We start from the raw sequence: 20,542 nt of genomic DNA on the forward strand, positions 1-20,542 counted from the left end.
CATCATGCTAACTACTGATTTTTTTTAAATACTTTACTATAATAATTCGTTTCCAAAATATAAGCAGAGTAATTAAAGATATCCGCAACCTTATTATTGATTATATTAATATAAGTTGCTTCATTATCTACACTGCCACTAAACTGACTTGTTAAAGCATTGTATTTACCTTTGTCAGTTATCCAACTTCTATTATTAAATACTACTAATGGTTTAGCAGTTGATAAAATATCTCTACCAAATAATAACCTAGAGTCATATTTTAAACCAAATAAGTTTGATAATGTTGGTAAAATATCAATACTAGAACAAGGTTTATCAATAATAACTTGTTCCATACCCTTTTTCCATAGAATAAAATCAGCTTTATATAGTTCAAAATTTTCCTCAATCACATGACTACTTAGTTCATCAATTTGCTTTTTAGGTAAACCATACGGATAGTGATCTGGACTAATTGCAATAATTGTTTTATCTGCTACACCAGCTTCTTCAAGCCTCTTGATTAACTCTGTTAAAGCAAATTCAAACTCTAAGTTACAAGCAAGATAGGCTTTTGCAGGGTCAGAGTAGTTAAGATGTTCCACATACTTTTTATTTTTTATACTCATATTATTGCCCTCAAAATTATATTCGAAGTGGCCACTAACAGTCATATAATAAGTATGAAATGGTTTATCACCAATGTATTCATTAGTAGATTGCTCAATAAGCTCAAGGTCTGATTCTGGCCAAGCCGGTGAGATTTTTAGTCCATTACCAACACCTTTATAGTCATAACCTAAGTTAGGGTGAGAGATATCTCTATTGTAATAATTATAGGTATGATTATGATATGCTTTTGTAATATAACCAAGTTTTCTAAGCTGGTTGCCAAGGGTAAAACGCATATCATTTTTGCTAGAGTTAGACATACTCCATACACCTGCTTTAGGCACTAATCCTGTACAGGCAGCGTATTCTCCATCCGATGTACTAACTCCCCAAAGTGGGTTGTAAAAATTACTAAATTTAAAACCCTCATTAGCTAATTTATATAATGTTGGTGTTAAATCTTTATCTATAGCATATGGGTAAAATGCTTCAGCTGTTATTAAAATTAAGTTGTGACCCTTAAACAATCCTGTATATTTATTTTGAGAGCTAGGTTGAACTGAACTAAAGTATTTATGCATATCTAATAGCTTGTTATTATTTTCTTTTGTAAGTAAATCTAAAAAGCTAATATCCATAACATTATATTTTGATTGGATATTAAACTTAGGTTCCTTTGTTAAAAATTTTTTAAGGTTTAAGTTTTTGATATATTGCAGCCTATTTTCAGTTGCAGAGTTAGGGTTAAAACCTAATAATAGTCGTTTGCAATCTAGCCTTATTGTCGTTAATAGACCAAGTTTTTTAACCATTAGGTGAGGAGAAGTAGATTTATAATACAAACTATGTTGAGAATTAGGCTTATTAGCTGTTGTTTGCACAGCACCTATAGCTAACACAAAACTAAACAACATTAAACAAAGAAGTAAAACCTGCATTTTAATAATTCGCTCAGATAAACTAACTTTTTTGTGAAAGTAAACAGCTATTGCTAGGGGTATAAAAAATAATAATATCGAAAATAAGTTAGTTATTATGGATGACTTAATAACACTACTAAATTGTAGGGCATCTTTGGCTCCTACAAAAGAATACAAAGAAAAAGTTGTTTTAAATATTTTAAAATACACTAAATAAAAGCAATATGTTAAACCTAATAAAGTAGTTACTAAATAGGCTATTATTTTATTAACTTGAGGTTTAAATATAGAGCTTAATATGGTAAATAAACATCCTGCTGATATAGAAAATAAAACAGGGTAAATAAAAGCAATGTCAACTCTCTGAAAAACACAAACAGCGTATACAAGCTCCATATAAATAATGGAAATTATGAAAAATAATAACAGTTTATTTTGGGTTATATCTAAAACATAAGATTTAATTTTAGTTAAAATACTCTCTAATTTCATTTCCTAACTCCCTTTAATGTATCAATCACATTTAATCATTTTTTTTGTAAAATATCAAATGGAAAAAGGTGTTGTTAATTACTTTAGAAAACATTTGACTATAACTTATTACATAATATAATTATAAAGGCGTAAAAAATAGAATTATGTCTATAAAATATTAGTTGAAGGGTGTGAGCAGTTTAAAAAAAGTTATCTACCTAATAAGTACTTCCTTAATAGCTGTAATCGTGTTATATTTTATAGAACAATATCTACAAGTAAATTATTTAATTAAAACAATATTAAAGATAACATTATTTATAAGTATTCCTATTATATACAGCAAACTAATTAGTAAAGAAACTATAATTAGATTAAAATTTCAAAACAATAATTTTAAACTAGGCGTAATTTTAGGAGTTTCATCTTTTGCTGCAGTAATAATTTCTTACTTAATATTTAAGGGATTAATCGATTTCCAATCCATCGTAACTGAAATTCAAACAAAATCCAAAATAACACCAGCAAATTTCATTTTTGTGGGCTTATATGTAACCTTTTTAAACTCGTTTTTAGAAGAGTATTTTTTTAGAGGATATATATTTTTAAGCTTTTATAATTCAGGTCAAAAAAAAATAGCCTATATATATTCTGCAGTTTTATTTGCTATTTATCATATAGGTATTTTTAAAACTTGGTTTAAACCTCACATAACGCTTTTAGCTATGTTTGCTTTAGTTTTAATTGGTTTTGTTTTTAATTATGTAGATGTAAAATCTAAAAATCTCTTTAATTCTTGGATAATTCACATACTTGCAGATTCAGCAATTGTATTAATTGGTTTAAGGCTTTTTAATTTAATGTAAGGGGTGATTAACTATGGTAAATTTAGCTGATATTAAGGGCTATTCGAATTGGAGCAATATCAAACCTATAACTCTTGGTTGGTCAAATGATTTAAAGTATAAAGTTTTAATAGGAGAAGATTATTATATATTAAGGCTAAGTGATATTAAGTATTATGAGCATAAAAAAAGAGAGTATGAAATGCTTCAGCAAATTAATAGTCTTAATTTAAATATCACAAGACCCGTGGACTTTGGGGTATGCAATAATAATCAACATGTATATCTACTATTAACATGGCTTAAAGGTAACGATGCAGAACAAGAGTTGCCTAAGTTGAGCAAGAAAAAGCAGTATGATTTAGGTGTAAAAGCTGGTGAGAATATTAGTAAAATACACTCATTAAAACCTACTTTTAGCTATATGCCATGGCATGAACGCTTTAATAAAAAAATAGATAAAAAAATTAAGAGTTATTTAAATTGCTCTGTTAAGTTTAATTATGAAAAAGAGTTTTTAAACTACATAGAGCAAAACAGACATTTATTACAAAATAGGCCAACAAGATTACTGCATGGTGATTTTCATGTTGGCAATATGATTATTAATGAAAAAGAGCAACTTGGCATTATTGATTTTAATAGACAAGATATTGGTGATCCTTGGGAAGACTTTAATAGAATGCCTTTCAGCGTTAGAACTAGTCAAGCGTTCTCTGTAGGCATGTTAAATGGCTATTTTAATAACAGTGTTCCTATTGAATTTTTCTCTTTATTCTGTTTGTATTTAGTTAATAATGCTATATCATCAATACCTTGGTCAATTCCCTTTGGTAAAAAGGAAGTAGCTGTTGCATTTCGGAATATAGAGGCCATATATAGTAGCTATCAAGGATTCGCCACTAGAGTGCCGCAGTGGTATTCACAATATCAAGAATAATGGAGATATAATGAAAAATAATATCAGAGTAAGTCTTTTAATAGTAGTTTTACTAGTAGTATCAATATCAATTAATTTTACGTTGTTTTCTGAGGTTAAGATGTTAAAACAGACTGTTTATAATGTGAAAAACGAGCTAGTACATTCTATGAATAGCTATAGTAGTAACTTTAATTCGGTACTTAATAACTTAAAGAAAACTTCAATGTGGATTAATAAAAGAAATTATGTAATTGAAAGCGTTAGTGATGATTTTAAACAATATACAATAAAGCAATCAATAGCTCTTAATCAACTCAAAAAAAATGAACAACTAAGCATTAATGTTATTGATTTAAATACTGGATTACAAACAAATATCGAAGTTCCTAAAAATAAGAGCTTAACATATGATATAGACTTAAAGTTAGCAGATAGTGACTATCAGCTTAATTTAGTAGGTGTTAGCGAAGATATTACCCGAAATGAAGAAATTAATAGAATCTATTTAAGTAACTTCAAGAATAGAGTAGTTAGGATTGATGGTGATATAGTATCAATTACATCACAAAAAGATGGCTCAATGAGTTTGGACTTTTATGTTGCTGTATTTGGCAAAAGTAAAGAGGACTTTAAAGAGATGCACCTTTTTGAAAATATTCTAATTACCGAAATAACGGCAGAAGTAAGAATTGGTGACACAGTTATAGGTGAGATAGACTTTACCTCAGGCAGTGGCTATGAAAGCAAACCTATTGATAAAATTACAAATAGTATACCAGAATATGTTTACGAGCATAAAGTACATTCAAGTAGCAAAGAGAGTATCTATTCCGGTACGTTTACTATTAGCAAAAAAGATGTTGATAATTTAAGAAGTGACGAATTTTTTGAAGAGACATACTTAGTTGTTAAAGCTAAAGATATTAAAGGAAATGAATACATGGATATTGTGGGATCGGTTTTTTACACAATAGAAAATGGCAAGATTATTAAACTAAGATAATATAAATAGGTGTTTACTGGTATCTTATACTGGTAAACACCTTTTCATTATGGGTTTTAGCCAGTTGAGCTCCAGAATCTAATGTCAGTATTCCAAGGAATGAAGCTTACCCTAAGTGAATAAGGGAGAGTCATTGAAAAACGAGAGTTGAAATAAGTACATTACCAGTAATAAGATAAAAAATTTGAATTTTAAATTATATAGCTGTTGTTATCAGCTAAGAGTTATGGATAAAGCAGAAAAACTGCCGATATCAATAATAGCTATAAGATATATAAACAAAGTTTCACAAAAATAGTTGTTATTATTGTTGAATGTTACTTTTTAAATATTATAATAAATAATATTTGGTTATTAAAAAATATATTTTATAATAATTTTAACTTACAGTAATTAAATTAAATAAAAATACTAAAAATAAAGCCAATAAACTCTACATTTGATATAATAAGAATAAGTGAGACTAAACGTTTTTGTTACTTATGTTAGATATAAATAATAATAGATATATAAAGTGCTAAACTTACATATTATGTAACTAGTTTTTTAGATTTAAATTGTTTAAAAAACCTCTCAAACAAATTTATTTAAGGACTATACTTATGACTTTTTTAGATACACTATTTAGTCAAATAGATTTATTTATTTTAATCCTTTTAAGAATTTCTGGCTATGTATTGGCTTCACCTATATGGGGTAGACAAGAGGTTCAGAAGATATTTAAGGTATGTTTTTGCATATACTTTGCTTACATAATGATACTAACTGGTAAGGCTCAACTAGTTACACCTACTATCGGTATAGGACAATTCTTTTTAGTTTGTATTTTAGAAACGTTTAAAGGTGTATTAGTTGGATATATAAGTAGTATATTCTTTTCAATCTTCTTAATAGCTGGTCAAATTATTGATATGCATATAGGTTTTCAAATGGGAGGTATCCTAGATCGAAATTATGGTGTAAAGGTATCGCAAACAGCAAAACTATTAAACATTACCTCTTTAATAGTGTTTTTACGTCTTAATGGTCATTTACAGTTAATTAAGATAATGTCAAACTCCTATACGGTTAACCAAATAGGTAGTGGAATAAACTTTGATTCACTTTACAATATAGTGGTTAGTTCGTTTTCATTTGCAGTTGTAATAGCCTTAAAGATAGCTTTACCGGTTATTTTAATAGTATTATTTGTTAATGTAATATTAGGGACTTTAGTAAAGTTTGTACCTCAGTTAAATATTTTTGCGGTAGGTATACCATTAAAAATAGTAGTTGGATTATTTAGTATAATTTTTTTAATTGAACCGTTTATAAAGTATTTAGATTTTATTTTTAATCATCTTTTTGATGTATTAACACAATTGTATACATAAAGGACAGATGTAAATGGCAGGTGAAAAAACCGAAAAGGCAACGCCCAAAAAAAGGCGGGACGCCCGCAAAGAAGGACAAGTTCTTAAAAGTAAAGAGATAAATAGTAGTGTAACAATGATTATAGCTTTATTGGCTATGGTTATATTATGGAGGTATATGTTTCAACATATGCTTAACTTTATGGTGCAAATAATTACTACTGGTTATCAAGACTTTGGAACTGATGGTTTTAGCTCACTTCAAAACTTAGTAGTACTCGCTATTAAAACAATTGCAGTAGTAGCAGGGCCCATTCTTTTTGTAGTGTTAATATCAGGTGTGGCAGCCAACTATTTTCAAGTAGGATTTTTGTTTACCCCTAAAGCTATACTGCCTAAGCTAAATAGAATTAGCATAATAGGAGGCTTTAAAAGGCTCTTTTCAATGACTACATTACAGAATTTAGTTAAATCATTATTAAAGATAGGTGCCTGTATGTATGTGGCTTATGGGGCCTTTAAACCTTTAGTTCAGAGTACGGTTAACACTATGGGTTATGATATTTATGAATCAATTAATTATGGTGTTAAAAACATGACTAATATAGCTATAAAGCTAACAATTGTTATGATTTTCATCTCTATTATAGATTTTTTATTCCAGTGGTTTGAGAATGAAAAGAAACTCAGAATGAGTAAACAAGAGATTAAAGATGAGTACAAAAATACAGAAGGTAATCCAGAAATTAAATCTCGAATACGTAATATTCAAATGAAAATGGCTTCAGCAAGAATGATGCAACAGGTACCCGAAGCAGATGTAGTTATAACAAACCCAACTCATTATGCTATAGCCTTAAAATACGATAAAAAAAAGCATGTTGCGCCAGTTGTTGTAGCTAAAGGTGCAGATTTAATAGCTAAAAGAATTAAAGAAATAGCTAAAGACAATAAAGTTGAGATAGTAGAAAGCAAAGAACTAGCACGTGCTTTATTTGCTTCTGCTGAACTTGGTGATCAAATTCCGCCAGAGTTTTTTACCGCTGTTGCAGAAATTTTGGCTTATGTATACACATTAAAGAAAAAGAAACTATTTTAGCTGTTTATAAAGAATTATTAGCTTAATTTGTTGTTTATATGTAAAATTATGAGTAAGATTGTCTTAATAAAATATTTAAATAATTTTTAACTAAATTAAAAAAATGTAAAAAATCATTAATATATTTTTGTTTCTGACGAAATTAAAAGAGTAATAATGTTTTACATAAAAAGTGTAAGTGTGACTCAGTTCAAAGAGGAGATGGGTTTAGAATGGGCATAATAAAAAAGAATTTGATAGATTTGGACTCACCACTAAAAGTTGTTATATCTAGTAGTGATAAACCAGACAAATCAACAGCAAAAACTACTGATCCAGCAATAGAGTTAGAGTATAATCAAAAAATAACTGAAGCAGATAACTTAGTGAAAGAGGCTAAACTAGAAGCTCAACGTATTATTAGTAATGCTAAAAGAGAGGCTTTAGAATTAACGGATTTAGCTAAAAAAGAAGGCCATAAAGAGGGTTATGATAAGGGCTACCTAGAAGGAAAAATACAGTATGAGGCTTTAATCCAGGAGACAGAAAATCTTAAAAACAACACCCAATTAAAATATAAAGAATACTTAAACACTGCTGAACAAGATATTGTTGAAATAATAATGTCTATTGCTAAAAAATTTACAATAGATAGTGTAAATAATAACAAAGAAGTGGTACTAAACTTAGTTAAACAAACCATTGAAAGCTGTAGTAAAAGAACTAACGTAAGCTTAAGGGTGGCTGAAGCAGATTATGAGTTTATCTACAATAATCAGGACAAAATCCTTAAAGATATTAGTGGTATCGATGAACTAAATATCATTTCAGATGAAGAGCTACAGGCAGGCAGTTGTATTGTAGATACGGATAGTGGCAGTATTAACTCCAGCATAGATATTCGACTGAATAAAATTGAGGATTCTCTAAAAAGAATTTTAGCAACGAAATAAGCTAATTTATAGATATATAGCTTAAGGAGGCATCTATTTGACAGGCAAATTAGAGTTATACAAAAATGCTATAAATGAGTCGGACTTTATTGAATATTATGGAAGAGTTTCTAAAGTGGTTGGCTTAACAATAGGTTCAAAAGGTCCAGAGGTTAATATAGGTGATTTATGTTACATTCATTCAGCTAAAAAAATTGTAAAAGCTGAGGTGGTAGGCTTTGATGAAAGTAACATGTTACTAATGCCGCTTGGAAAAATGCAGGGAATTGGGCTAGGAGACAGAGTTGTATCCACCAAAGAAACATTGAAGGTTCGGGTTTCAGATAAGCTAATAGGAAGAGTATTAGATGGATTAGGCAATCCTATTGATGAAAGCACAAAAATAGAGGATAAGGATTTTTATCCTATAGACAGAATAGGGCCACATCCCTTACTGAGAACCAGAATACAAGAGCCCTTATCACTGGGTATTAAAGCCCTAGATGGATTGCTAACCATTGGTAAAGGTCAAAGAATTGGTATATTTGCTGGTAGTGGGGTCGGAAAAAGCACATTATTGGGTATGATAGCTCGAAACACAATAGCAGATGTTAATGTTGTGGCCTTAATTGGTGAGCGTGGTAGAGAGGTAAAGGAATTTTTAGAGCGTGATTTAGGGCCAGATGGCTTAGCTCGGTCAGTTGTAATAGTTGCTACCTCAGATCAACCTGCTTTAGTAAGATTAAAGGCTGCTTTTGTAGCAACCGCAATAGCTGAATATTTTAGAGATCAAGGTAAAGATGTACTCTTAATGATGGATTCTTTAACACGATTCTCTATGGCCCAAAGAGAGATAGGCTTAGCTATAGGTGAACCCCCTATTTCAAGAGGCTATACACCCTCTGTATTTGAAGTAATGCCAAGGCTGTTAGAGAGAGCAGGTAGTACAGATAAGGGATCTATAACAGGTATTTATACAGTGCTAGTAGATGGTGATGATTTTAATGAGCCAATAACAGATGCGGCAAGAGGTATTTTAGATGGACATATTGTTTTATCAAGAAAAATAGCTAGCAAAAATAGATATCCCGCAATAGATATTTTAGATAGTGTTAGTAGAGTAATGAGTCAGATTGTAAGCGATCAACACAAAAATACTGCCTCTAAACTAAGAAAAGTATTGGCTATTTATCGAGAGTCGGAAGATTTAATAAACATTGGTGCTTATGTAAAGGGTAGTAACTCTAATATAGACTATGCTATTAGTAAAATTAATAAAATTTATGCCTTTATAGAGCAAGGAGTAGAGGAAAATATTACATACGATGAAACCTTAAAATTACTAGAGCAGGTATTTAAATAATCATGAAAAGATTTGAGTTTAAGTTTGAAACAGTTCTTAGCCTAAAAAAACAAATTGAGCAAAATGTTAAAAATAAACTTTCTAATGAAATACAAATTTTAAACGATGCTAATAGTTATTTAACAAATACTATAATAAAACGAGAAAGCTTAATTGCTGAGTTTGAGTCATCTAGGCAGGAGCAAACAACTATCTATCAAATATTAAGCTATTACGATTACCTGAATGTTTTAGACCAGAGAATTGAATTTCAAAAAAAAGAAATAGCTGAAATAAAGAAAAGAATAGCTAAAATTCGTTTAGAACTATTAAACGCTGTTAAAGAAAAGCAAATATTAGTAAAGTTAGAAGAGAATGAGTTCGATAAATATAAAAACGAGCTTAAAATAGAAGAACAAAAAACTAATGATGAAATTAACAGCTATAAATTCTATAAAAAACTTAAGAACAGATATGAGGTATAGTTATGAATGAAATTCTATCACAATCAGAAATTGATGCTTTATTAAAAAACATATCATCGGGCGATGCAGATTTAGATAATTTATTGCATGAGGATGAAACAAAAATCACTAAATATGACTTTAGAAGACCAAGCAAGTTTGCTAAGGAACATATCCGAACACTTCAAATAATACACGAAAATTACAGTAAGATGGTTGCAAATATTATAACCAGATATTTAAGAACATCTTTTCAAATTGAAGTAGTTAGTATAGAGGCTCTCACCTATCTTGATTTTGATAAATCAGTTCCTAACCCTTCAATACTTGCTTTAGTTGATATGAATCCACTAAAAGGCTCAATAGTTTTAAACATGCCACCAAGTATTGTTTATGCAATTATTGATAGATTATTAGGGGGTTCAAGTGGATCTACAGAGGTTGTTAAGAATTTTACAGCAATAGAACTTTCAACAATAAACGGAGTTATTCAACACTTTGTTAAACAGCTTGCTGAGCCATGGAAAAACGTAATATCTTTAAAGCCAACAATTCAAAGAATTGAATCTAATCCTGAACTAGCCCAAATTACATCGCCCAATGAAATGATTATTTTAGTAACTTTTAAAACTTCGGTTGATGGTGTTGATGATATTATAACAATTTGTTACCCTCATATTGTAATAGAGTCTGTTATGCCCAGATTAAATGCAAAGCTTTGGTTTACCTCTGCAAAAGCTAAACAGTTTGAAGAAGAGGCCAAAAAACTAGTTGAGCTGAAAGCTAGTAAAACAAAAGTTGATGTAAAAGCATTATTAGGAAATGCTAGTGTTACTTTTGATGATGTAGTAAATTTACAAGTGGGAGATATAATATCTTTAAACACAAATATCGATGATAAACTCGATATTTTCATAAATGATTACATTAAATTTAAGGGCAATCCAGGCTCAAATAATAAGAAGTTCTCATTAAAAATAACCGACATAAAAAAGCCAGAAGCAAACATTAAATAAGAGCATTTTTCTACTCACTCATTAAGTATGAGTGAGTTTTTAATTTTTACAAAATTTCAAAAAAATCAGCGTATGTAATAGTTTAAAATAAACCTAAAATATACTAATAATATATATAATTATCAGTTTAATGTAACTACATAAAATAGTTATTATGTACGAGAAAATAATGTAAAATAAGCATTAAAACAGTGGGTATTTTATATTATTCATGCCAAAATCCATTTAAATTAATTTTTTAGTTAGTTTTTTTTTCTTTTTTACTTTAAACTTACCTTAAATCAATAATAATTAAGTAGAATTTTATTGTACTGATATGTAAAATAGTAATTTTAAAAGAAACTATAATATTTTAATAAACTACCGAAAAATTTAGAGCAGGAATAAACTAAGTGCAGATATATTGTAAAATTAAGTAGAAGCAGTATAAGTAAACAAAAAGATATAAAAGTTTGTCCTGCTAAATAGATCAAGGGAGATTTAGGAGCATGTTTAAATCACTAAAGATTGGCATAAAAATTACGCTTACAACTGTTGTTTTAACTGCCCTCATTTTAGTTATAGCTTTTGGTTACTTAATTAATTCTAGTGTGCAAAAAGATATAACACAGGCTAAACAGTATGCAAACTCTTTAGCTAAAGACAATGCATCAATGATGGTACAAACGTTTGATGATGTTTACATTACTCTCAATACCTTAGCGGATGTATTTGATGGCTACAAAGACATAGCAGCTAGTAGACGTAGAGATTACTTCAATATGCAAATGAAAAATGTAGTTGAGCAGAACTCTAATTTGTTAGGAGTTTGGACTGTATGGGAACCTAATGCCTTAGATAACTACGATTATAAATATAAGAATGCAAAAGCCCATGATAAAACAGGTAGATTTATACCTTATTGGATAAGAATAAATGGTGAAGTTGTAGCAGAGCAGTGTAAGGGTTATAACACAGCTGGCGCTGGAGACTATTACTTGTTAGCAAAAAACTCTGGAGATGTTATTATAACTGAACCATACCTGTATGAGACCCATGGCAATACATTCAAGGCTGTAACATTATCTTTTCCTATTAAGGATGATGACGGTAATGTTTTAGCAGTAATAGGTGGCGAAATGTCTTTAGAGTCACTAGATCATTTTCAGTTTAGTGTTGGCAGCTATAAAGACCCACAGTTCTTTATGATAACTAATGAGGGTGAATTTATAGTACACAATAACCAAAATGTTAAAGGAAAACATCTTGATATTTGTGGTTTGCCAGATGATATTTATCAGAATACCTTAAATGCTATTAAAAAGGGCGTGCCTCTTAGTTATGAAGAACAGAGCATCGCAACAGGACTTCAGAGCCTAATTTGTTTTAACCCTGTTAATATAGGTGAAACAAAAACACCATGGGCAATTGGTTTGGTACTGCCAATGAAAGAAATAACAGCAAACTCAAGGTCTGAGGCTTATATGTTAGCCTTAATTGGTTTTTTAATTCTGCTAATGATTGCTGGAGCTACAGCACTTTCTGTTAACAGAATTGTTTCACATCCTATTAAAAATATTGTTGCCCAAGCTGACCTATTGGCTATTGGTAATGTTAATTTTGATATAAATACTGAAAATATAAATCAGGATGAAATAGGTAAACTAACTTTATCATTTAAGCAATTAGCAGAAAATATAAAAAATGTATCTTTAAATGCCCAAGAAATTGCTAATGGAAACCTAGATATAGCTATTAAAGCAAAATCCGATGATGATACATTATCAAAAAGTATGCAGCTAATAATTGATTCTGTAAAAGAACTAATAATAGAAGCCAATATGTTAACTAGAGAAGCGATTGCTGGTAATATGGCAGCCCGTGGCAAAACAGATAAATTAAAAGGGGGATATAAAGAGGTGCTAGATGGTGTTAATAAAACTTTAGCAGCTATAAATACCCCAATTAGTGAATCTCTACAGGCCCTAGATGAACTAGCTAAAGGTAACTTATCTATTAGAGTTACAGGGCAGTATGAGGGTGATTTTGAGCATATTAAAAACTCTGTAAATACTGTAGCAACTGAAATAAATGGTTATATTGCTGAGATGTCTCAGGTGCTTTCACAAATGGCTAACAGCGATTTAAATGTGAATATTGATCGTAATTACTTAGGAGATTTTAGTAAAATGAAGGACGCTCTTAACTATATAATTAAATCATTTAATGATATAGTTGCAGAAATTAAGCAGTCTTCAGAGCAGGTTGGTTCGGGTGCCAGAGAGGTCTCAGACTCAAGTCAAAGCTTATCACAGGGTGCAACTGAACAGGCTAGTTCAGTTGAAGAAATGTCAGCAACAATAACTCAAGTTTCAGAGCAAACCAAGCAAAATGCTGTAAATGCTAATAACGCAAATGAGATTGCTAATAGTACGAAGGCAATGGCTGAAGAAGGCAATTATCAAATGCAAAGCATGTTAGAGTCTATGAATGCTATAAATGAATCATCTAAAAATATCTCTAAAATAATTAAAGTTATTGATGATATTGCTTTTCAAACTAATATATTAGCCCTAAATGCCGCTGTAGAGGCAGCAAGAGCAGGTGAACACGGAAAAGGATTTGCTGTAGTTGCTGAAGAAGTAAGAAGCTTGGCTGCTCGCAGTGCTGAGGCAGCTAAAGAAACAACAGAACTAATTGATGACTCAATTAAGCAGGTTAATGAAGGTACATTAACTGCTAATGAAACAGCTAGTTCTTTGGCAGAAATTGTAACCAGTATAAATGAAGTTAGTAGTATTGTTGAGGATATAGCAAATGCCTCAAATGAGCAAGCATCTGCTATAGCTCAAATTAATGATGGTATAATACAGGTATCAGAGGTAACACAGTCTAATACTGCTACATCAGAGCAAAGTGCCTCAGCCAGTGAAGAAATGGCGGCACAAGCAGAGTATCTTCAGAGCTTGGTAAGCCAGTTTACACTAAAAGGAACAGCTTTAAATCACCATACAATCAAAAAAGAAACAAAAACTGTCAAAGCTAATAAGGAAAACAATAAAGAATCTGTTATTGAAATATCTCTAGACGACTCTGATTTTGGTAAGTATTAATACTAAATAGATAGGAGAGATACTATGTATAATGCAAGCGATAATAATACCCAAAAAGGCAAAAACTTAACCTTTATAGTTAATAATGAGACCTATGGAATAGACATAAAGTATGTTAGGCAAATTATTGGAGTTCAAAAAATAACCATTATTCCCAATCAACCAAAGTACTTAAAAGGTGTAATTAATCTTAGAGGAGAAATAGTACCGGTTATGGATGTAAGTTTGCGCTTTGGTAAAGACGAAATAGCTTTTGATGATAGAACTTGCTTTATTGTAGTTGATATAGATAACACAACAGTTGGCTTAATTGTAGAAAGAGTATCAGAAGTTATTGTACTTAACGATGAAAATATCTCTGATCCACCAGACTTTAATAATGATATGAGTAATCGTTTTGTTAGAGGAATTGGCAAGATTGGTGATGAAGTGTATATTTTATTAAATAGTAGCGAGCTGTTAAAATAGGTTAAACATTATTTTTACTATACTAAAATATAAAGTATAGCCCACTAAATAAGCGATATATTATTTAAATGAATACCTTAGTCAACTTTATTTAGCAAGTATTTTACAAATACTTGCTATTTTTTTTATCCATATTATTTATATATAGCTAAATATACAAAAATAGTATTATTACAATAATAACTACTTTATTAATGTAAAAATTAAACAATAACATTAAATTAATTGTTAAAAAATAGTTAAGTGTTGATAAATTTTACCGATTAATTAGTCAGTGGACTGATTAAGCATAACTGTGTTCTTTGGCTAAAGAGATAAAAGGTACTTTTTACAGTATTGAGTCACAAGGTATTATGCTTAAAATATTAAATTGAGGGTGGCTATATAATGTTATGGTTGAAGGATTTAAAAATTGCAACTAAATTAAGAATGCTTGTAGCAGTAGGCCTAATAGTGGTGTTAGTTATGTGTGGTGTAACTTATTACTCACTTAATGACTTAAAAACACTACAAGAGAAGAACTACGCTGGCTCATCGATAGCTATATATGCTACTGAGGGATCTTCAATTGGAGCTAGACTTTATCAAGTAATTGCAGACTCAATTATTAATAGAGACATAGAAGAATCAGAGGTACTATGGCAGTCAGAAAAAGTAAAGGCTCTTGAGTTAATTAACAAAATTAAAAATAATAGTATATCTGAAGAAGACCTTAAGCTAATAAACGAAGCTAAGCTTGCTTTAGAAGATTTAATAGATATTTACGAAAATAAAATGTTACCTGCATTAAGTAAAACAAAATACACAACAACTGAAATAAAAAACCTACATAGTGATTTAGATAATAAATTTAAACAAATACAAGTTCCCTTAGCAAGCATAACAGCTAAAATGAATGGTAATATGCAAGCACTAGGAGATGAATTTACTAATACAAGTAAAGCATTAATGAAGAAGTTAATATATTTGAGTGTTATAGCAATATTCTTAATGGTAGGGCTGTCATTACTAATAATTAATTTAATTATAAAGCCTATTAGCGTACTAGTAGATGTCTCCAATAAACTAGCTAAAGGTGATGTTAATATTGGTGTTGAGCAAATAACTAAAGACGAGGTTGGCATTTTAACCGGTGCATTTGCTCAAATAGTCGAAAATATTCATTTGCAATCAGAGATTGCTGAGAGTATTTCAAATGGTGACCTAAGTATGGAAATTGTTCCTAAATCAGAGGGTGATATACTCTCTAAGAGTATGAAAAAAATTGTAGAAACCCTTAATGATCTTGTAACTGAAACAGGTAAATTAACTACCTCAGCTATTCAAGGTGATTTAGATACTCGAGCTAATATTACATTATTTAACGGGGTTTATGAGGATATAGTTTATGGAGTAAATCAAACACTCGATGCCATAATGATACCTATAGAGGAGTCATTAGAGGCCTTGAGCGAGTTGGCAGAGGGTAACTTAGATGCTCGAGTAGATGGTGATTATCGGGGCGACTTTGCTCGTATTCAGGACTCAGTTAATACTACAGCTTCTGAGATTCAAAATTATATTAAAGAAATATCTACAGTACTAGATCAAATTGCCAACAATAACTTAGATGTTGAAATAAATAGTAACTTCTTAGGAGATTTTAAACAACTTCGCGACTCTATTAATACCATTATAAATTCATTAAATCAAATCATTGGTGAGATTCAAGAATCATCAGGACATGTTGAATCTGGAGCCAGAGAGGTTTCAAATGCCAGTCAAAATCTTTCAAATGGTGCTGCTGAACAGGCCAGTTCAGTTGAAGAAATGTCTGCAACCATTACTGAGGTAGCAGAACAAACACGTGAGAACGCCAATAATGCTAACCAGGCCAATGAAATAGCTACTACAGCAAAAGCAATGGCTGAAGAAGGCAATGAACAAATGAAAGATATGTTAGAAGCAATGGAAGAAATGAATATTGCATCTAAAAACATTGGTAAAATTATTAAAGTTATTGATGATATAGCATTCCAAACCAATATCTTAGCGTTAAATGCTGCTGTAGAAGCTGCAAGAGCTGGTGAGCATGGTAAAGGCTTTGCTGTTGTAGCTGAAGAAGTAAGAAGTTTGGCTGCCAGAAGTGCTGAAGCAGCTAAAGAAACAACTGATTTAATTGATACCTCAATTAAAAAAGTAAAAGATGGTACCCAAATGGCTGCCGAAACAGCAAGTGCTTTAGCTGAAATAGTAAATGGAATAACAGATGTTAGTGTTATTGTAGATGATATAGCTAATGCTTCTAACGAACAGGCAAGCGCAATAGCTCAAATTAATGACGGGATAATGCAAATATCAACTGTTACACAATCTAACACTTCAACAGCTGAAGAAAGTGCTTCTGCTAGTGAGCAAATGGCTGCTCAAGCTGAGTACCTGCAAAATTTATTACAAAAATTTGTTACTAAAGCAACAATCAATGCTCATAAAATAGAGTTAGTTACCGCAACTAAGGCAGTTGCAGCAACAAGTGATGTTGTTAATAATAAGGACCTTGAAATAACCTTAGATGATGAAGAGTTTGGAAAGTATTAAAGATAATTTTTAAACTGATAAGACTAAACATATAGTTAAGGAGTTGTTACCAAAGCAACTCCTTTATTACTTAAGTAGAGCTATTGCTAATATTCAATAAATTTAAGTAATTGAAGATAAATTTAAGAATAGTAAAATAAATTAAATAATTTTACAAATGTAAATTTATTTGTATTTTAGTATTAATATTCATAATAAAGTGACGATAAGATAAGTGAAGTTAATAATCAAAGTGCCTTAAAAGTATAAGTTTAATAAATTTGCACCAGGTATTTTGGTATCAAAATACTATAAGTTGCCATTGTATAAAATAGATAAATATTTTCTTAAAAACTTTTATAGGAGAAGCGATAATGAACTTTTTAAAAGAAATGAAGCTGGGAGCAAGAATAAGTTTTTCAACAGTAGCTATTACGGGATTAATATTTTTAGTTCTTATTTCTTACATACTTTATACTTTTAATAATAATGAGCTAAATAGTGCCTACGAATATAGTGAAGTTTTAGCTAAAGAAAATGCATCCATGGTCGAAGGAGAGCTTAAACAGGCTTTAGATAGCGCCAGAACATTGGCTCAATCCTTTACAGGTTACAAAGATATTAATGAAAATGATCGTAGAGAATACTATAATTCAATGCTAAAACATGTTTTAATTGCTAATAAGAATTATTGGAGTGTTTGGAGTTGTTGGGAGCCAAATAGCATTGACAAATTAGATAAAAAATATGTTAATAAAGATGGACATGATGCAACCGGTAGATTTATTCCTGCATACACACGCTCTGTGTGTGATGTTGTTTTAGAGCCTTTAGTTGGTTATGAAAATGGTGTTAGGGATTATTATAGTAATATAAAAAAGAATAAAACAGAAATTATTTTAAACCCTTATGAGTTTGTTTCTAATGGAAAAGAGAGAACCATGACCTCTATTGTTGTTCCTATAAATGACGATAATGGAAAGTTTTTAGGGGTAGTTGGTATTGATATTTCATTAACTGCTTTAAACGTTTTACCATATAACTTAGGCAAATATGATGAGAGCTATTATTTCTTAATGTCTAATAATGGTGAGTATGTAGTGCATGATGAAAAATTAATAGGGCATAATTTTGGTGAGACTTCCTATAAACATAAACTTGGGGGAGATGTTCTTAAAACAATTAGTAAAGGTGAAAGTTTTAGTTATAAAGCACAAAGTAGTTATAAGTATAAAAAATGCTGGTTCTCCTATGTGCCTGTAAAAATAGGCAATACCAATACTCCATGGGTATTTAGCTTAGTTATTCCAATGAATCAAATTACAAAACAAGCTAGTGGATCTTTGCTGGTATTATGTTTAATATTAATAGTTGTGTTAGCAGCAATTGGTTTTGCTATAGTAATAGTAATATCTAAACAAGTTACTAAACCTATTGCAAACTTAGTGGAACAAGCCAATATCTTAGCTACAGGTGATACTCATATAAAAATTGATACATCCTCTAAAGATGAAATTGGTGACTTAATGCGTGCTTTTGATGCTTTAGTAAAAAATATTAAACAACAAGCACGTAATGCTGAGCAGATTGCCCGAGGTAATTTAAAACTACAGATTAAACCTAAATCAAATAAAGATGTACTATCAAAAAGCATGCAATATGTAGTAAGAACATTAAATAAACTAGTCTCTGAGGCAGATACTTTAACTAACGCTGCTGTAGAGGGTGATTTAACAATTAGAGGAAATGCAGACTCCTTTAAAGGTGGTTATAAAGAAATAGTAGCCGGTTTTAACAAAACTTTAGATAAAATGGTTACCCCAATAAATGAAGCAGCCATAGTACTAAACCAACTAGATCAAGGAAACTTAGGTGCCAGAATGACTGGTAATTATCGAGGCGATTTCGATAAGATCAAAACTGCCGTTAATGCAACAGGAAAAGAATTGCAGGCATACATAGCTGAAATGTCTGAAGTATTAACTAAATTATCTAGTAAAAATCTAAATGTAGAGATACATAGAGAATACATGGGTGACTTCAACCAAATGAAGGTAGCAATTAACCATATAATTGATTCATTTAATCTTATGGCATCCGAGATGCAAAATGCTGCTGAGCAAGTAGAGTTAGGTGCTACTGAGGTTGCGAGTACTAGCCAAGTATTATCACAGGGCGCGGCTGAACAGGCAAGTACAGTACAAGAAATTTCAGCTACAATCACACAAGTCGCAAGTCAAACAAGGCAAAATGCTGAAAATGCTAACAACGCTAATGACATTTCAATAGAAGCAAGAGAACAAGCTGAGTTAGGTAATCAAAAAATGCAAGATATGTTATTAGCTATGAATGGAATTGATGAATCATCTAACAATATATCTAAAATAATTAGAGTAATTGATGGTATTGCCTTTCAAACTCGAATTTTATCCTTAAATGCCGCTGTTGAGGCTGCAAAAGCTGGTGAATTTGGTAGGGGTTTTGCAGTAGTTGCTGACGAGGTACGTAACTTAGCAACAAGAAGTGCCAATGCTGCTCAAGAAACAACAGACCTAATAGAAGATACCTTAAATAAGGTAGAGCAGGGTAAGAGTATTGCTAATAATACAGCTAAAGCACTTTCTCAAATAGTGGGTAGAATAACAGAGGCTGGTGAAATAGTAGAAGAGATAGCAGAGGCATCTTTAGAGCAGTCTGCTGCTATAGATGAAATTGGAGCAGGTATATTAGAGGTTTCTAAAGTTACCCAATCTAACTCAACTACGGCTGAACAGAGTGCAACAGCTAGCCAAAATATGTCTAAACAAGCTCAAATGCTTAATGACTTAATAAGTGAGTTTAGCCTTAAAGATAAAGAAATAGATAAAGATATGCTGTTTGCAGAAATAGAAGCAGCTAAAGCGAGAGCTGAAGCAGCAGCTGATGACTTAAGAAATGACAATAATTATGATTTAACAACAAAAGACTCATCTTTAATAAATAATGAAGATCAGATAAAGCTTGACTCAGAAATAGAAAATTCTGAGTTAGCAGGTATAGATGATCATTTAGAACTCAGTGAAAATATAACAACAGAAAAAAATGATGATACAATTAACAATGAGTCAAATAATGATATACAAGCCAAGATAACTGAGGTTATTGATGATGTAGTTAAAGATATTAGCGAAGAAGAGCAAACAGCTAATATAGAGTTAGCTCAAGAAGACAATGAGGAATTTGATTTTTCATTTTTAGATGATGATGAAGAACCTCAAATTCAAGAGCGAGAAGAAGAAATAAAGGTTATTGATGATTTTGCAGATGAGATAGATAAAGAACAAGTAAATGATATATTACAGAGTGTTTTAGGTAACAATGTTGAAAAGAAAAAAGAAAACTTAGCTAAAGATAATAAATTGAAAAATGGGTTTATGGACTTTGGCAACAAGCTAAAAAATAAATTTGAAAAATTGAGCAAAAAGAAAGATGATTAATGTCAAAA

At 30.6% G+C, this 20,542-nt stretch carries 14 protein-coding genes; 13 read left to right on the plus strand and 1 reads right to left on the minus strand.

Translation table 11 applies throughout. The features are described from left to right. Positions 1-11: 11 nt before the first annotated feature. Positions 12-2,006, minus strand: a complete 1,995-nt coding sequence (locus IMX26_RS00310; protein ID WP_195159733.1) for an alkaline phosphatase family protein — start codon at positions 2,004-2,006, stop codon at positions 12-14. A 173-nt stretch (positions 2,007-2,179) separates the two neighbouring features. Here IMX26_RS00310 and IMX26_RS00315 point away from each other — a divergent pair, with 173 nt between their 5' ends. The 13 genes from IMX26_RS00315 (at position 2,180) to IMX26_RS00375 (ending at position 20,534) form a co-directional block, all read left to right on the plus strand. Next, complete coding sequence (locus IMX26_RS00315) at positions 2,180-2,854, plus strand: type II CAAX endopeptidase family protein (RefSeq protein ID WP_207729299.1); 675 nt, start codon at positions 2,180-2,182, stop codon at positions 2,852-2,854. Between the two features lie 13 nt (positions 2,855-2,867). Next, positions 2,868-3,773: a phosphotransferase gene (locus IMX26_RS00320; RefSeq protein WP_195159734.1), complete on the plus strand. Its 906-nt coding sequence runs from the start codon at positions 2,868-2,870 to the stop codon at positions 3,771-3,773. Positions 3,774-3,783: 10 nt separating this feature from the next. After that, complete coding sequence (locus IMX26_RS00325) at positions 3,784-4,758, plus strand: hypothetical protein (protein ID WP_195159735.1); 975 nt, start codon at positions 3,784-3,786, stop codon at positions 4,756-4,758. A 602-nt stretch (positions 4,759-5,360) separates the two neighbouring features. Further along, complete coding sequence (locus IMX26_RS00330) at positions 5,361-6,131, plus strand: flagellar biosynthetic protein FliR (protein ID WP_195159736.1); 771 nt, start codon at positions 5,361-5,363, stop codon at positions 6,129-6,131. 13 nt (positions 6,132-6,144) lie between these two features. Then, positions 6,145-7,209, plus strand: coding sequence for a flagellar biosynthesis protein FlhB (flhB, locus tag IMX26_RS00335; protein WP_195159737.1), 1,065 nt, complete (start codon positions 6,145-6,147; stop codon positions 7,207-7,209). A gap of 212 nt (positions 7,210-7,421) precedes the next feature. After that, on the plus strand, positions 7,422-8,141 hold the full coding sequence (locus tag IMX26_RS00340; RefSeq protein ID WP_195159738.1) for a FliH/SctL family protein: 720 nt from the start codon (positions 7,422-7,424) through the stop codon (positions 8,139-8,141). 37 nt (positions 8,142-8,178) lie between these two features. After that, positions 8,179-9,483 (plus strand): flagellar protein export ATPase FliI, encoded by a 1,305-nt coding sequence (gene fliI, locus IMX26_RS00345; protein ID WP_195159739.1) that lies wholly within the window; start codon positions 8,179-8,181, stop codon positions 9,481-9,483. Positions 9,484-9,485: 2 nt separating this feature from the next. Then, positions 9,486-9,947: a flagellar export protein FliJ gene (gene fliJ, locus IMX26_RS00350; RefSeq protein ID WP_195159740.1), complete on the plus strand. Its 462-nt coding sequence runs from the start codon at positions 9,486-9,488 to the stop codon at positions 9,945-9,947. Positions 9,948-9,949: 2 nt separating this feature from the next. After that, positions 9,950-10,942 (plus strand): flagellar motor switch protein FliM, encoded by a 993-nt coding sequence (gene fliM / locus IMX26_RS00355; RefSeq protein ID WP_195159741.1) that lies wholly within the window; start codon positions 9,950-9,952, stop codon positions 10,940-10,942. Positions 10,943-11,430: 488 nt separating this feature from the next. Continuing rightward, entirely contained in the window at positions 11,431-14,034 is a 2,604-nt protein-coding gene (locus tag IMX26_RS00360) for a methyl-accepting chemotaxis protein (protein WP_195159742.1), read from the plus strand. Between the two features lie 24 nt (positions 14,035-14,058). After that, on the plus strand, positions 14,059-14,502 hold the full coding sequence (locus IMX26_RS00365; RefSeq protein WP_195159743.1) for a chemotaxis protein CheW: 444 nt from the start codon (positions 14,059-14,061) through the stop codon (positions 14,500-14,502). Between the two features lie 387 nt (positions 14,503-14,889). Further along, entirely contained in the window at positions 14,890-17,079 is a 2,190-nt protein-coding gene (locus IMX26_RS00370) for a methyl-accepting chemotaxis protein (RefSeq protein ID WP_195159744.1), read from the plus strand. A 353-nt stretch (positions 17,080-17,432) separates the two neighbouring features. Continuing rightward, a complete protein-coding gene (locus IMX26_RS00375; RefSeq protein ID WP_195159745.1) occupies positions 17,433-20,534 on the plus strand; it encodes a methyl-accepting chemotaxis protein in 3,102 nt (1,033 codons plus the stop codon). Positions 20,535-20,542 lie beyond the last annotated feature (8 nt).

The organism is Clostridium sp. 'deep sea' (genome assembly GCF_014931565.1).
In the GTDB taxonomy this organism is placed as follows: Bacteria; Bacillota; UBA994; order PWPR01; family PWPR01.

What these genes read in the sequence shown, in the direction of transcription:
- IMX26_RS00320 (WP_195159734.1), top strand. Translation starts at nt 2,868, where the DNA reads ATGGTAAATTTAGCTGATATTAAGGGCTATTCGAATTGGAGCAATATC.
- flhB (WP_195159737.1), top strand. Translation starts at nt 6,145, where the DNA reads ATGGCAGGTGAAAAAACCGAAAAGGCAACGCCCAAAAAAAGGCGGGAC.
- IMX26_RS00375 (WP_195159745.1), top strand. Translation starts at nt 17,433, where the DNA reads ATGAACTTTTTAAAAGAAATGAAGCTGGGAGCAAGAATAAGTTTTTCA.
- IMX26_RS00340 (WP_195159738.1), top strand. Translation starts at nt 7,422, where the DNA reads ATGGGCATAATAAAAAAGAATTTGATAGATTTGGACTCACCACTAAAA.
- IMX26_RS00370 (WP_195159744.1), top strand. Translation starts at nt 14,890, where the DNA reads ATGTTATGGTTGAAGGATTTAAAAATTGCAACTAAATTAAGAATGCTT.
- IMX26_RS00325 (WP_195159735.1), top strand. Translation starts at nt 3,784, where the DNA reads ATGAAAAATAATATCAGAGTAAGTCTTTTAATAGTAGTTTTACTAGTA.
- IMX26_RS00365 (WP_195159743.1), top strand. Translation starts at nt 14,059, where the DNA reads ATGTATAATGCAAGCGATAATAATACCCAAAAAGGCAAAAACTTAACC.
- fliM (WP_195159741.1), top strand. Translation starts at nt 9,950, where the DNA reads ATGAATGAAATTCTATCACAATCAGAAATTGATGCTTTATTAAAAAAC.
- IMX26_RS00360 (WP_195159742.1), top strand. Translation starts at nt 11,431, where the DNA reads ATGTTTAAATCACTAAAGATTGGCATAAAAATTACGCTTACAACTGTT.
- fliJ (WP_195159740.1), top strand. Translation starts at nt 9,486, where the DNA reads ATGAAAAGATTTGAGTTTAAGTTTGAAACAGTTCTTAGCCTAAAAAAA.
- IMX26_RS00330 (WP_195159736.1), top strand. Translation starts at nt 5,361, where the DNA reads ATGACTTTTTTAGATACACTATTTAGTCAAATAGATTTATTTATTTTA.
- IMX26_RS00310 (WP_195159733.1), bottom strand. Translation starts at nt 2,006, where the DNA reads ATGAAATTAGAGAGTATTTTAACTAAAATTAAATCTTATGTTTTAGAT.